The organism is Microbispora triticiradicis (assembly GCF_005864065.1).
Taxonomy (GTDB): Bacteria; Actinomycetota; Actinomycetes; order Streptosporangiales; family Streptosporangiaceae; genus Microbispora; species Microbispora triticiradicis.
The window spans coordinates 97,885-112,147 of the sequence record NZ_VANP01000018.1 but is presented as its reverse complement, the minus strand read 5'-3'; the positions used below and the strand labels follow the sequence as shown (position 1 = coordinate 112,147).

The 14,263-nt window shown below is 68.9% G+C and carries 10 protein-coding genes; 7 read left to right on the top strand and 3 right to left on the bottom strand.

Going from position 1 to position 14,263, the window contains the following annotated elements; genetic code table 11:
* Nucleotides 1-266 precede the first annotated feature (266 nt).
* Nucleotides 267-3,524 (top strand): glycosyl hydrolase family 95 catalytic domain-containing protein, encoded by a 3,258-nt coding sequence (locus FED44_RS31800; RefSeq protein ID WP_244302443.1) that lies wholly within the window; start codon nt 267-269, stop codon nt 3,522-3,524.
* Between the two features lie 87 nt (nt 3,525-3,611).
* Here the strand turns inward: FED44_RS31800 and FED44_RS31790 are convergent, their stop codons facing one another.
* The gene (locus FED44_RS31790; protein WP_117409958.1) at nt 3,612-4,826 is read right to left on the bottom strand and encodes a cysteine desulfurase-like protein; all 1,215 of its coding nucleotides are present in this window, start codon (nt 4,824-4,826) and stop codon (nt 3,612-3,614) included.
* Nucleotides 4,827-4,995: 169 nt separating this feature from the next.
* Here FED44_RS31790 and FED44_RS31785 point away from each other — a divergent pair, with 169 nt between their 5' ends.
* From FED44_RS31785 to FED44_RS31775, 3 genes are all read left to right on the top strand, one after another.
* Nucleotides 4,996-6,099 carry an ADP-ribosylglycohydrolase family protein gene (locus tag FED44_RS31785; RefSeq protein ID WP_244302441.1) on the top strand — a complete coding sequence of 368 codons (1,104 nt, stop codon included), beginning with the start codon at nt 4,996-4,998 and terminating at the stop codon, nt 6,097-6,099.
* A 282-nt stretch (nt 6,100-6,381) separates the two neighbouring features.
* Complete coding sequence (locus tag FED44_RS31780) at nt 6,382-6,690, top strand: hypothetical protein (protein ID WP_117409956.1); 309 nt, start codon at nt 6,382-6,384, stop codon at nt 6,688-6,690.
* Between the two features lie 31 nt (nt 6,691-6,721).
* Nucleotides 6,722-8,674: a hypothetical protein gene (locus FED44_RS31775; protein WP_138462987.1), complete on the top strand. Its 1,953-nt coding sequence runs from the start codon at nt 6,722-6,724 to the stop codon at nt 8,672-8,674.
* Between the two features lie 3 nt (nt 8,675-8,677).
* Here FED44_RS31775 and FED44_RS31770 read toward each other — a convergent pair whose 3' ends face one another.
* Nucleotides 8,678-9,157: a hypothetical protein gene (locus FED44_RS31770; RefSeq protein ID WP_138462986.1), complete on the bottom strand. Its 480-nt coding sequence runs from the start codon at nt 9,155-9,157 to the stop codon at nt 8,678-8,680.
* A gap of 280 nt (nt 9,158-9,437) precedes the next feature.
* Here FED44_RS31770 and FED44_RS31765 point away from each other — a divergent pair, with 280 nt between their 5' ends.
* Nucleotides 9,438-9,911 (top strand): TIGR00725 family protein, encoded by a 474-nt coding sequence (locus tag FED44_RS31765; protein ID WP_138462985.1) that lies wholly within the window; start codon nt 9,438-9,440, stop codon nt 9,909-9,911.
* 231 nt (nt 9,912-10,142) lie between these two features.
* On the opposite strand, the gene FED44_RS31760 is transcribed toward FED44_RS31765, so the two are convergent.
* Nucleotides 10,143-11,003, bottom strand: a complete 861-nt coding sequence (locus tag FED44_RS31760; RefSeq protein WP_138462984.1) for a helix-turn-helix transcriptional regulator — start codon at nt 11,001-11,003, stop codon at nt 10,143-10,145.
* A gap of 111 nt (nt 11,004-11,114) precedes the next feature.
* On the opposite strand from FED44_RS31760, the gene FED44_RS31755 reads away from it, so the two are divergent.
* Nucleotides 11,115-11,879 carry an SDR family oxidoreductase gene (locus tag FED44_RS31755; protein ID WP_138462983.1) on the top strand — a complete coding sequence of 255 codons (765 nt, stop codon included), beginning with the start codon at nt 11,115-11,117 and terminating at the stop codon, nt 11,877-11,879.
* A gap of 401 nt (nt 11,880-12,280) precedes the next feature.
* Nucleotides 12,281-14,092, top strand: coding sequence for a DUF2075 domain-containing protein (locus FED44_RS31750; RefSeq protein ID WP_244302440.1), 1,812 nt, complete (start codon nt 12,281-12,283; stop codon nt 14,090-14,092).
* Nucleotides 14,093-14,263 lie beyond the last annotated feature (171 nt).

The following is a 14,263-nucleotide window of genomic DNA, read 5'->3' as shown; positions in this document are numbered from 1 at the left end:
CCAAGGGGGCAAGATGGCGGGTTTTCGGGCGTTTTGATAACAACCATTGACCCATACATCAAATCTTTGTAGCTTTGCGCTCACCCCCTACACCGCCTCGTCACAGTGCCGGTCCCGCCGAGCCCGTCTGCCCCCGCCACCGCCGGGATCAGGCGTATCGGCGTGCGCCGGGCCGTCGGCAAGGCCGGAGCGCGTTTGGAGAACCGATGCCAGACCTGACGCGAAGGCAATTGATGAAGATCGGCACGGTCGGAGCAGGAGCTCTGATGTTGCCGATGCAGTGGACAGCGGTCGCCCGCGCCGGATCGTTGGCACCCCCGGAGGTACGCGCCGCCAACGACATGGCCCTGTGGTACGACCGGGGCGCCGGCACGGACTGGCTCCGCGCCCTTCCGATCGGCAACGGGCGCCTCGGCGCCATGGTGTTCGGCAACGTCGACGTCGAGCGGCTCCAGCTCAACGAGGACACCGTCTGGGGCGGCGGACCGTACGACCAGAGCAACCCCAAGGGCGCGGCGGCGCTGCCGGAGATCCAGCGCCTGGTCTTCGCGGACCAGTGGAGCCAGGCCCAGACCCTGATCGACCAGAACATGCTGGGCAAGCCCGCGGGCCAGCTCGCCTACCAGACGGTCGGCAACATCAGGCTGACCTTCCCCAGCACCAGCGGGTTCACCGAGTACAACCGCCAGCTCGACCTCACCACCGCCGTCACGTCCGTCAACTACCTGCTGAACGGCGTGCGGTACAAGCGCGAGGTCTTCGCCAGCGCGCCCGACCAGGTCATCGTCATCCGCCTGACCGCGGACAAGCCGGGCTCGATCACGTTCAGCGCGACCTTCGACACCCCCCAGCGCACGACGACCCGCACCAGCCCGGACAGCACCACGGTGGCGCTCGACGGTGTCTCGGGCACCTTCGAGGGCATCCCCGGCCAGGTCAAGTTCCTGGCCCTGGCCAAGGTCGTCGCCGAGGGCGGCGCGGTCACCAGCACCGGCGGAACGCTCCAAGTCGCCGCCGCGGACAGCGTGACGCTGCTGATCTCCATCGGCACCAGCTACGTGAGCTACAAGGACGTCAGCGGCGACTACCAGGGCATCGCTCGGCAGCACCTCGAGGCCGCCCAGCAGACACCGTACGACCAGCTGCGCAGCCGGCACGTCGCCGACTACCAGGGCCTGTTCAAGCGGACGACGCTCGAACTGGACCGCACCGACGCGGCCGACCAGCCGACCGACGTCCGGATCGCCCAGCACGGGGCCGTCGACGACCCGCAGTTCTCCGCGCTGCTGTTCCAGTTCGGCCGCTACCTGCTGATCAGCTGCTCGCGGCCCGGAACGCAACCGGCAAACCTGCAGGGCATCTGGAACGACTCCCTGAGCCCGCAGTGGGACTCGAAGTACACCATCAACGCCAACCTGCCGATGAACTACTGGCCCGCCGACACGACGAACCTGTCGGAGTGCTACGAGCCGGTGTTCTCCATGATCAAGGACCTCACCGAGACCGGCGCCCGCACCGCCGAGGTGCAGTACGGAGCCGGCGGCTGGGTCACCCACCACAACACCGACGCGTGGCGGGCGACCTCGGTCGTCGACGGCGCGCTCTGGGGCATGTGGCAGACCGGCGGCGCGTGGCTGTCCACCATGATCTGGGACCACTACCTGTTCACCGGCGACGTCGAGTTCCTGCGGAAGAACTATCCGGCGATGAAGGGCTCGGCGCAGTTCTTCCTTGACACCCTCGTGGAGGAGCCGAAGCTCGGGTATCTGGTCACGAACCCGTCGAACTCGCCCGAACTGCCGCACCACCCGAACGTCAGCGTCGCCGCGGGCCCGACGATGGACAACCAGATCCTGCGTGACCTGTTCACCGGCTGCGCCGAGGCCAGCGAGGTACTCGGCGTGGACGCGAGCTTCCGGGAGCAGGTCCTGGCCGCCAAGGACCGGCTCCCTCCGATGAAGATCGGCTCGCGCGGCAACATCCAGGAGTGGCTGTACGACTGGATCGAGACCGAGCGGAACCACCGGCACGTCTCGCACCTGTACGGCCTGCACCCCAGCCACCAGATCACCAAGCGCGGCACTCCGGAGCTCTACACCGCGGCGCGGCGGACGCTCGAACTGCGCGGCGACGACGGCACCGGCTGGTCCCTGGCGTGGAAGATCAACTACTGGGCGCGGCTGGAGGAGGGCAAGCGGGCGCACGACCTGGTCCGCCTCCTCGTGACGCCGGCCCGGCTCGCGCCGAACATGTTCGACCTGCACCCGCCGTTCCAGATCGACGGCAACTTCGGCGCCACGTCCGGCATCGCCGAGATGCTGCTGCAGAGCCACGCCGGCGAGCTGCACCTGCTGCCCGCGCTGCCGCCCGCCTGGACGAACGGACGGGTCAAGGGTCTGCGGGGCCGCGGCGGCCACACCGTCAGCGTGGAGTGGAGCGAGGGCCAGGCCGACGACTACCGCGTCAGGCCGGACCGCGAGGGCGTCGTCAAGCTGCGCGGCGACATCTTCGCGGGCCGCTTCAAGCTCCTCGACACCACCGGCGGCGGCACGGCCCAGTACAAGAGGGTCGAGCCCGACGCCATCGAGATCAACGCGCAGGCCCGCCACACGTACCAGGCGGTCGCCCTGCAGAAGATCACGATGACCGCGCCCGTCGAGGTGAGCCCGGGACAGGGAGGGAAGGTCAAGGTCACCGTCAAGGCGGTCGACATGCCGATCGCGCCCAATGCGACCGTGACGCTCCAGGCGCCGGAGGGGTGGACCGTCACCCCCGCACAGGCCGAGGTGGGGCCCCTGGCGCCGTACGCGAAGGCCACCGTGCAGTTCACCGTCACCCCCGCCGCCGGCGCGGCGAGCGGCACCGCGGTCCTCACCGCGGTGGTGAGCGGCACCCAGGCGGGCGAGGACTGGACCGCGTCCACGCAGGCCACGGTGCGGGTGTGGAGCGGCGGCGAGAAGCCGCTGGAGGAGCTGTTCAGCAACGTCGGCATCACCGACGACAACAACACCGCTCCCGGGGGCTTCGACGGCACCGGAGGAGCCAGCATCTCCGCCCAGGCGCTGGCGTCGGTCGGGGTCACCCCCGGGGCCACCGTCACCAAGAACGGGGTGAACTTCAAGTGGCCCAACGTCCCGGTGGGCACCCCTGACAACGCCATCGCCTCGGGACAGTCCCTCAAGATCACCGGCACCGGCAAGACGCTCGGCTTCCTGCTGACCGGGACCTACGGCGCGGTGTCCGGACCGGCCACCATCGTCTACAAGGACGGCACGAGGCAGACCTTCACCCTCAGCTCGCCCGACTGGTACGGCGCGCCGAGGCCCGAGGGCGACGCGGCCGTCGTGGCCCCCTACCAGAACCGGCCGAACAACCAGCGGCAGAACACCGCCGCGACCATCTACTACGTCGGCGTGCCGCTGCAGAACAAGGAGATCTCCCGCGTCGACCTGCCCAACATCAGCGCACGGGCGGCGACCAACGTCGCGACCATGCACATCTTCGCCGTGGCCATCGGCGGCTGATCCCGCCCCGGCCACCGGTCACCGTCACCACCCGGAGGCCGCGGCACGGCTCACCAGCCGTGCCGCGGCCTCCGGCCGTTTTCCGTACTATTTCCGCCCGCCCGGCAGGCTTGTCAGCGCCTCCAGCAGCCGGTCCACGTCCGAGCGGTCGTTGTAGTGGACGAGGCCGGCGCGTACGGCGGAGCCCCGGTCGCGGATGCCGAGGGCCAGGGCCGGCTCCCAGGCGTAGCAGTGCCCGTCCCACACGTTGACGCGGTGGGCGGCCAGATGCTCGGCGACCTCACGGGGCGTGTGTCCGTCCACCGTGAAGTAGACCGTGGCGGTGCGGCGCCGGGGTGACCCGATCAGCGTCACCCCGGGCAGGGACGACAACCCCTCCAGCAGATGGGCCAGCCCGGCCTGCTCATGGGCCTCGACCGCCGCCATGGAGACGCGCAGCCGCTGCCGGCGGGTGCCGGTGGCCTCCGGGTCCAGGCCGGCGAGGTGGTCGACCGCGGCGGCGACCCCGGCGAGGTCGGCGAAGGGCGCCGTCCCCGTCTCGAACCGGTCGGGCACGTCGTCCGGAGCGGAGGCGAGCTTGTCGGGCCGCAGGCGCTCCAGCAGGTCCGGACGCGCCACGACGGCCCCGACGTGCGGGCCCGACCACTTGTACGCGCTGGTCGCGTAGAAGTCGGCGCCCAGCGCGACCATGTCGACCGGCGTGTGCGGGGTGGCGTGCACGCCGTCCACGTACGTCAGGGCCCCGGCGGCGTGCGCCAGGTCGGCGATCCTCCGCACTTCGGGGATGGTCCCCAGGATGTTGCTCGCCGCGGTCACCGCCACCAGCCTCGTCCGTTCGCCGACGAGCTCGCCGTACTGGTCCGCGGGCAGTTCACCGCTCGGCACCTCGATCGACGCCCAGCGGACCCGGGCGCCGGCACGCTCGGCCGCCTGCGCCCAGGGCCGGACGTTCGCGTCGTGGTCCAGCCGGGACAGCACGATCTCGTCCCCCGGGCCCCACTCCTTGGACAGGGCGTACGCGAACCGGTAGGTGAGGGTGGTCATGTTCGGGCCGAGGACGACGCCGCCGGGATCGCCGCCGACGAGATCGGCGACGGCCCGCCGGGCCTCGGCGACGATGGCGTCGGATCGCGAGCTGGCCGCGAACGCCCCGTGCGTGTTGCCGATGCCGGCCGAGTAGGCCGCCACGATGGCGTCGATCACAGGCTGGGGCACCTGGGTGCCCGCCGCCGCGTCGAGCCAGGCGGAGCCGTCGGACAGGGCGGGATAGAGGGCACGGACGCGTCCGATGTCGAAGCTCATGACTCCTCAGTCTCGCGGCACCACCAGCCGGAGAAAAGAGCTGATTTCGGTCATACAACCTGAAACCGCCTCCGACGCTCCACCCTCAAGATGAGTGCGCGGGACCGTTGTGGTGGAATGCCCGGCAAGACCCAATAGAAGCCCAGACGGGCGAAAGGGGATTCTCGTTGTGAGTGATGCCGAGACAGGTGGAATGTCGTTCCGGGCGAGGGTTCGCGGCTGCCTGCTCGGCGGGGCGATCGGCGACGCCCTCGGCGCGCCCGTCGAGTTCGACCCTCTGGCGGTCATCCAGCGCGACCACGGCAGCGCGGGCCTGGTCGACTTCACCCCCGACTGGCGAGGCAAGGTCGGGCTGATCACCGACGACACCCAGATGACGTTGTTCACCGCCGAAGGGCTGATCCGCGCCGACGTCCGCGTACGCGAGAGAGGCATCGGCAGCGAGACCGACGTCGTCCGCAACGCCTACCTGCGCTGGCTCGACACCCAGGAGCACCGCTCCCCGCCGCCGGCGGACGGTCTCGTCCGCACCGGCCGGCTTCGCGAGCAGGCCTGGCTGTACTCCCGTCGCGCGCCCGGAAACGCCTGTCTGTCCGGACTGCGCGTCGCGCCCGGTCCGGCCGCCGCTCCCGGCGAACCCGGGCCGGTCAATCCCCGGTCGAAGGGCTGTGGCACGGTGATGCGCTCGGCGCCGTTCGGGCTGGCCGCCCGCGACCCGTACGCGGCCTTCGATCTCGCGGCCAGATGCGCCCAGATCACGCACGGGCACCCGACCGGCTACCTGGCGGCGGGGGCCTTCGCGGCGATCGTCTTCTTCCTGGTCGAGGGCAGGCCGCCGATGGAGGCCGTACACCACACCCTCGAAATCCTGCGGGACAAGCCCGCGCACGAGGAGACCACCACCGCCCTCCAGGCCGCGGTCGCCCTGGCGGGCGCGGCGAAGCCGTCACCCGAGACGGTGGAGTCGCTCGGCGGCGCCTGGGTGGCCGAGGAGGCGCTCGCCATCGGCGTCTACTGCGCTCTGGTGAGCGACGACGACGTGGAGCGAGGGCTGCTGCTCGCGGTCAACCACTCCGGCGACAGCGACTCCACCGGCTCCGTCTGCGGCAACCTGCTCGGCGCCCGGCACGGCGAGGCGGCCCTTCCCGAGCGGTGGCTGTCCCGGCTCGAAGGCCGGGAGGTCATCACCGAGCTCGCCGACGACTTCGCGGACCAGTTCAGCGGCCAGTCCAGTGGAGGCCGCGCGGCGTCCGGCAAGTACCCCGGCTGCTGACCGGCTCTCGGCCGGTGGCCGCTGAAGCGATCGTCGCCGACGCACGTGTGCCGGCGGCTGTCACTCCAATTCGATGCTTGTTTCCCTGGCGACGTTGCTGAGACGGAGATAAGTTCGTGAGGGATGAACTTATCTTCTCCACTCCGGCGAACATATCGGGCGATCCGAAATGAATCGCCGGTTGGATGTCCGGAGAGTGCGGTTGCCGAGGCTATAGGACGATGTCTACCTTTGACATCGAATGCGAAGCGGGGGCGAGGGGCAGGCGGAACGGGGGACGGCGTGGCGGAAGAGATGGTGCCCAACCCTCGCCACGCGCAATTGGTGGAGCTCCTCAGGGAAGTGCAGAGCCGCGCCCACGAGGTCGGGCAGGCATATCACGGCATTTATGCCGCGATGCAGTCAGCCAACGTCTGGACAGGACCGACCGCCGCGAAATGGACGAACGAGGTGGCGGATCGGCATCACCGCCTGGCTCAGCTCGTACGGCAGATGACCCACGCGATCGAGGACGAACTGCACCGGCATCCGGCGATGGTGACCCGCTCCCAGGCCGAGCTCATCCGGCACCGGCTGACCGGGCGCCCCTGAACGCTGTGACCGCCCCGCCAGGAAGGACGCGATGACATCTCCCAGCGGCGACTTCTGCGGCATCGATCCGGCGGCGATGAACGCGATGGCGGCCGACCTGCGCCGGGCCGCCGACCGGCTCACCGCCTTCTCCGCCGACTTCGAGGGGCTGTTCCGGGCGAACGGGGTGAGCACCACTCCCCTCACGCAGGTCACCGCCATCGCCGACTGGGGCAGAGGCCAGGTGCCCAAGCTCTCGGAGCGGGCCGAACTGATCAAGGCGCTGAACGGAACGGGCGACCACACCTTCGCCCGCCTGCCGGACGCACTGGACAGCTTCGCGACCGGCCACGGCCTGGGCCTCATGTACGGCATCGGCCTCCTTGCGAACCCCGACTTCACCGTCGAGACGAAGGGTGACCTCGTCCATCAGCACATCAAGGAGATCACCGCACTGGCCAAGGACCCCGCCGCGGCGGCGGCGTTCTTCGCCACGTTGCCCGCTGAAGTGCGCGACGCGCTGCCCGACCTCCTGATGAACACCGGCAGCCCGACCGCGAAGGAGGATCTCGCCGCCTTTAGCGCCGCCCTGGGCGCCGCCCTGCGCGCCCCCGGCCGCATCCCGGCGTTCGAAAAGGTGAAGGCAGAACTGCTGAGCAAGCCCGCGAACCGGGTGGTCGCCTGGAACCGGCTCACGCTGCTCGCCGGGGCTGAAGCGCCGACGGACGTGCGGGTCGCCGCGGCACGCTCCCTCGCGCTCGACGACTTCACGAAAAACCCCCGCCAGGACTGGCGCGGCGCCGGCGTGAGCGAGACCGACGCCTACGGCTACTCCCCCGACACTGTCGCCCTCGCGCTGGGGCTTCTCGCCGGTGACGGCAAGGCCGCACGGGCCGCCTTCGCCCAGATGGGTGGCGATGGAGTCAAGCTCACCCAGGTCGAGAAGATGAAGCAGATCCTGACCTATGCCAAGTCGACCGGCAATGGCGACGACGTCGCGGACGCCTTCGGCCGGGCCATGGAGGCGGGTAGCGAGGCCGCGACAGAGAAGCCGGGCAAGCACTCGGCGGAGGCCGCCGCCTTCACCCTGGACGCGATGCTCGCTGCCGGTTCCTTCGGCAAGGACCTCCCGAACCCCACTCGGGACTCTATGACCTCTATCGCCAAGTCGTACATCCACGAACTCGCCTCCGGCGCCCGCTTCGACAAAGCCGCTTATCGGGCGTCTGGCATGACTCAACCCGACAAGTGGCTTCACATCGCCGGGGTCACGCCCGCGTTCTATCTCAGCCCTTGGGACACCTACCGCTTCCTCCAAACATTCACTGGCGAGGAGCGACTCACCGACGACTTCGACGATACCGCGGCCGCTTATCGCTACGACACCCTCACAAACGCAGCTCGGCTCGAAGCCAACGGAACGGGCGGTCATCTTGAGCGCGCATCGCAGATGTTCGGGGACCTCGGCGGCCTCGAGTTCAAGGCGGCGCTCGAGGTGCGTGGCGAGAAGGACGCGACTGACGGTCTGATCCGGGATGTGGTGAAGAACACCATGGCATTGGGTATCGACGAAATTCCTGTCCCATTCGGGAAGACTGCATGGACCTTGGCCAAGACCTACGCTGTAAGCAGATGGCTGGACAGCTGGGCTGCCAGTTTCGAAACACGCGTTCAGGCTCTGAACGAAGCCCGGGCGAACTTCACCCTACGTCAGAAATATGATATGGCTTACCTACTGCATGCGGCTGGCTTCCCCGCGAGCAAGCCGCCGGCCGAGCTGGTCACTGCAAAAACCGGCCACCTGAAAACATTTGATGAGGTAATGGCCGAGGCCAGGACAGAAGCAACTCGCGCAGGCAAGAACTGGGAGGATGTCCTCCGGGCCAAGCTGACCCCCTACGAACGCTGGATGGACAGCAACGAAGCCCTCGACAAGCAAGTCGAGCGGTCCTCACGTGCGCAGACGAGCGAGCTTGCCAAAGAACTGATCACCACTTGGAAGTGACGGCTAGGACCTCGGCAAGCAATCAGTCCTTGCGACCAAACGCCAGGTTGGCGACTCCGGCACCACTATCACCTTGACAGTGATGCCAGGAACTTCCTTCCTACCGTCTATGAGTCGGGCATCTTTCCAGTCCAATTGTGATAAATCATAAGTCAGCGTGTAATGGAGATAAGTAGATAGAGTGGTTTCCATCACCCGTTCCGCCTGGTCCAGGTGACTGTCCGCATCCGAATCTTCGCGTTCATATTCGGCAGTCGCTCGAAGAACCCGCTGGAACTTATCCTTATCGCAGGGTAGATCCTTGTCGGGGCGCTCCACGATCCGTAGTTTACTGTACGGCTTCTTCAGAAGGCTGTCAGTCTCCAGGCGTTGCATGTCTTTCTGGAGCTCTGTGCTGGCCTCCTGCAGGGTCGGACCGGTGCTGCAGCCCGAAACTACTCCGGTGACCAGGAAAGCCGCCACCGCTATCCGTGAAACGCGCACGCCCCTACCTCCACTGGCCGACATACGGACAAAGCAATCTTGACCTAAAACCTCGCCTCTCGTCATCCCATCGATTAAGTCGGTCGCTTATCCAGATTGCGTGGTGGCTTCCGCGACCCCTGGGTGTGCGCCCGGCCCTCAGGGCCGACGCGCGTAGCCCTCCTGCGGTGACAGGGGCTTCCAGCAGGCGCGCGGCTCAGGTGACCGGATAACGGTGGTCGACGTCCCGCCGGGCGGTAGTCCCTGGCCACTGGCTCGGATCGAATGACATGCTCGCGGAGTGGCGATTCAAGTAGCGGTGTGCGGGCCCCGCGACTGTACGGTCAAGGACGCGCGCAACGCACAGGAGATTGGCCGGCTTCTGGCCGAGCGCGATGCGGTGGTGATCTGCGGCGGCTACACGGGAGTGATGGCCGCGGTGGCGGCGGGAGCGCGCTCCGCCGGCGGGACCGTCGTCGGCATCCTGTCCCGTCCTGACCGCGAGCACGCCAACCCCGACCTGAGCATCGTGATCCCCACCGGGGCCGGCGAGGCACGCAACAACATCATTGTCAACTCGGGGGATGCTGTGATCGTGATCGGCGGTTCCTGGGGCACCCTCTCGGAGCTCGCCCTCGCAATGCGGCACGGCCGGGCCCCCGTTGTCCAGCTCGGAGGGTGGCGACTCCTGGACCAGCACGGCGATCCCGTCCCAGGCGTACGGCATGCCACCTCGCCCGAGCATGCGCTGGAACTGACGGGCCTTTGGCTATGACGGTCATGCCGAGCCGGACGCAGCCGTCTCCGCACTGCGGCTGCTCGAAGTGGCCGAGGGACCGATCCCGGCAGCGACCGCACATCACGAAAACGAGCCGGCCCCGATGACTCGCCCGCTCGATGTGGCCGGGTAAAGCAGGAACCGCACCCAGCGAAGGCCGCCAACTACCCGGCCTTCTGCAGGATGCGCAGGACAAGATCAGGCGCCCCAGACGATGGAGCGGGCGACCTAAGGCAGTTCGTACGGCGACGGCTCGGTGAAGCGCTCCTGTCCCAGTACGGCGAGCAGCCGCAGCTTCTCGTAGCCCTCGGTGCGGGGAGGGGCGGTGAGCACGAGCAGCGCCTGGGACTGGTCCTCGGTGAACAGCACCTGGCAGTCCAGCTCTATCGGGCCGAGCTCGGGATGGATGAGCGTTTTGTGGTCCTCGAAGCGCTTGGCGACCTCGTGCCGGTCCCACAGCTCGGCGAACTCGGCGCTCGCCTTGCGCAGGGCCCGTACCAGCTCACCTGCCCGGGACTGCTCCCCCATCGTCCCGTACGCGACGCGCAGGTTCGCCACCTGGGCCCGGCTGTGCCGGTCACGGTCGTCCTCGGGATAACGCAGCCGCTCCGAGGGATCGGTGAACCACCGGTAGACCTCGCTGCGGGCGAGGCCCGTGTAGCCGGACCTGTCGCCGAACAGCGCGTCGGCCATCCGGTTCTGCACCAGCGTCTCGCCCAGGTTGGACAGGATGAGCGCCGGCGTGTCGCTGAGGCGGTCGAGCACCCGCAGCAGCGCGGGGACGACGTGCGTCGCGGCAGAGGCCCTCGCCGGGGCATTGTGCCCCGCGATCCGGAAGAGGTAGTCGCGCTCGTCGCCCGTCAGCCGCAGCGCCCGGGCGAGCGAGGCGAGCATCTGCTCGCTGGGCTGCGGTCCGCGCTGCTGCTCAAGCCGTGTGTAGTAGTCGTTGGACATCGCGGCGAGCGCCGCGACCTCCTCACGCCGCAGCCCGGGCGTACGGCGGCGGGCGCCGGCGGCGAGCCCCACGTCCTCCGGACGCAGGGCCTCACGGCGGCGGCGGAGGAAGTCGGCGAGTCCGGCGCGGTCCATGCGCCCAGTATCCGCCCGGCGTCCGCGAGCCGGTGACCGCCTGCCAGGGATCGCCGATCCCCCGATAAGCGCTCTCTGCACCCGCCACGGCCCGGCGTCGAGAATGTGAGCATGAACATCTCGGGAAACACCATATTCATCCCCGGCTCCACCAGCGGGATCGGACTCGCACTCGCCGTCGCGCTGCACGACAGGGGGAACACGGTCATCGTCGGCGGACGGCGGGCCGACCTGCTGGAGCGCATCGCCGCCGAGCATCCCGGCATCGGCACCGTACAGATCGACACCGCCGACGCCGGGAGCATCGAGGCCGCCGCGAAGGACGTGCTGGCGAGGTATCCGGATCTCAACGTGCTCGTCACGATGGCCGGGATCATGCGCGTCGAGGACTGGCACCGGCCCGAGTCGTTCCTCGCCTCCGCCGAGTCGGTCATCACGACCAACCTGCTCGGCACGATCCGCCTGATCGCCGCGTTCGTCGAGCACCTGCGGGCGCAGCCGGAGGCCACCATCGTGACCGTCTCCTCGGGCCTGGCGTTCGCGCCGCTCAAGGTCACCCCGAGTTACAACGCGTCGAAGGCCGCCGTCCACATGCTCAGCGAGTCGATCCGGCTGCAGCTCGCCGACACGAGCGTGAAGGTCGTCGAACTCGAACCGCCGTCCGTCCGTACCTCGCTGCTGCCGGGCCAGGAGGACAGCGAGGCGGCGATGCCGCTCGACGAGTTCGTGGCGGAGGTCATCGAGCTGTTCGAGACGCAGCCCGACGCGAAGGAGATCCAGGTCGAGCGGGTGAAGTTCCTGCGGTACGGCGAGGCGCGCGGCGACTACGACCAGGTCGTGGCGAGGCTCAACGCGTCCGACCCGCACGGCAAGTAGCGGCCTGGTCCGCCGCCGGCTCGGATGAAGCGGAATCCGACCGAAGAGCGGCGGGCCGGATGCCTTGAACGCCGCACCGGCCGCGGTGGGCCCGCTCACCCTCGTCGCAACCCTCACGAAGCGACCGGACCGCGTCCAGGCGATGGCCGTCCGACGACCACGACATGTACCCGGGTGCCGGACCTCGCGTTCGCGTCCGTCCTCGCCGGGTTGCGTGCCGGTGGATCGTTGTAATCTTCTGGACGTCCTGGTGATGCGGCCCGACGGGCTTCCGTTACTCACGTGAGAGCGGACACGCCCCCATACCGCACGAATTCTTCGTGCTGCCTGGGGGTACGTCCGTGGCGGTTGTCCGGCATTCCGCGGAAGGCCTGCTCCAACTCGCGTCGGTACCGGAAAGGGTGCTCAGCGAGGTGATCGCCGAACAGCTTCACCACACCCAAGGCATCAGCCCCGGCAGGAGCGAGCGGAGGTCCTGGGATCGAAGCCTGCCCGTCCTCGCCCGCGATCTGGTCGAGGCCGGGCTCGGCGGCGTCGAGATGCTCCTGGAGTACCGATTACCGCTGACCAGCAAGCGGGCCGACGTGATCCTGGCCGGCGTGGACCGGCACAGCGGCGACGACGCGTACGTCATCGTGGAGCTCAAGCAGTGGAGCCAGGCCGAACTGTACGAGGACGACGCCGACCTCGTCATCGTCCCCGGAATGGGCGACCAGCTCAAGCTTCATCCGGTCCTGCAGGTGCGCGGCTACTGCGACTACCTCGCCGACTTCGTCGGCGCCCTGGAACACCGCCGTCACGCGGTGCGCGGTGTCGCCTACCTGCACAACGCAAACGACCTGGACATCCACGACCTCTACGATCGGGTGGAGGACGAGTGGACCCGGCTGTTCAGCCAGAGCCGCCGAGGCCGGTTCATCGACTACCTCCGCGCCCAGTTCGCACCCGAGCCGGGCGCCCCCGCCGCGGACAGGCTGCTGTCGTCCGCGGTCCGGCCGTCCAAGCAGTTGCTGAAGGTGGCCGCGGCCGAGATCAAGGATCGCGACCAGTTCGTCCTGCTGGACCGGCAGCGCCTGGCGTACGGGCTCGTGCTGCACGCGGTGGAGAAGGCGAGGGCGGCCGACTCCAAGCAGGTCGTGATCGTCACCGGCGGCCCCGGCTCCGGCAAGAGCGTCATCGCCCTGTCACTGCTCAGCGAGCTGGCCGAGCGCGGCTACCCGGCACAGCACGCCACCGGGTCGCGGTCCTTCACCGAGACCATGCGCCGCCACGTGGCCAGGGGCTCCACACGGACGAAGGCGATGTTCAAATACTTCAACAACTTCACGGCCGCCAGGCCGAACGACCTCGACGTGCTGATCTGCGACGAAGCCCACCGGGTCCGCGAAACCTCCGCCAACCGCTTCACCAGGGCCACCGAGCGGACGGGGCGGCCCCAGCTCGACGAACTCATGGCCGCGGCCCGCGTTCCCGTCTTCCTCCTGGACGAACATCAGGTGGTACGGCCGGGCGAGACCGGAACCGTCGCCGACATCAGGGCGCATGCGCGGTCCCTCGGCCTGGCCGTCCACCAGGTGGATCTGGACGCCCAGTTCCGCTGTGGCGGCAGCCGCGCGTACGAGGAGTGGGTGCTGCGGCTGCTCGGCCTCAACGGCGAGGATCCCGGCGCGTGGACCGGCGACGCCGACTTCGAGGTCACCCTCGCCGAGTCGCCGTACGAGCTGGAGGGACTGCTGCGCGGCAGGCTGAACGCCGGCTACTCCGCGCGGATCACGGCCGGTTACTGCTGGCGGTGGAGCGATCCGGACGGCGACCGCCTGGTCTCCGACGTGCAGGTCGACGACTGGGCCAAACCCTGGAACGTCAAGGGCGACCGCGCCGTCGGGGACGCTCCTCCCAGCGCGCTGTGGGCCACCCTGCCCGGCGGTTTCGAGCAGGTCGGCTGCGTGTACACCGCCCAGGGCTTCGAGTACGACTGGAACGGGGTCGTCTTCGGGCCCGACCTCGTCTACCGTGACGGGCGCCTGGTCACCGTACGCGCGGCCAGCAGGGACCCGGCGTTGCTGAAGAAGACCGTCACCGACCAACAGGCCGACCGGCTGATCCGCAACACCTACAAGGTGCTGCTCACCCGCGGCATGGTCGGCACCGCCGTCTACTCGGTGGACCCCAAGACGCAGGACTTCCTCGCCTCGCTGCTGCCGGACGGATGACGCGTCGTCGCGCGCACCGGTGCCCGCACACGCGTACGTCTCTCCGAGAGAGTCGTCCCCACCGCCTTGTGCGAGGCTCCCGGCGAGAAGCGGGCACCGCCCGCTGCAGGCAGCCCGTCACCTCGACTCCCGGCCTGATGCTCGCGCGCACGGGAGACTCGGCGGGCCCGT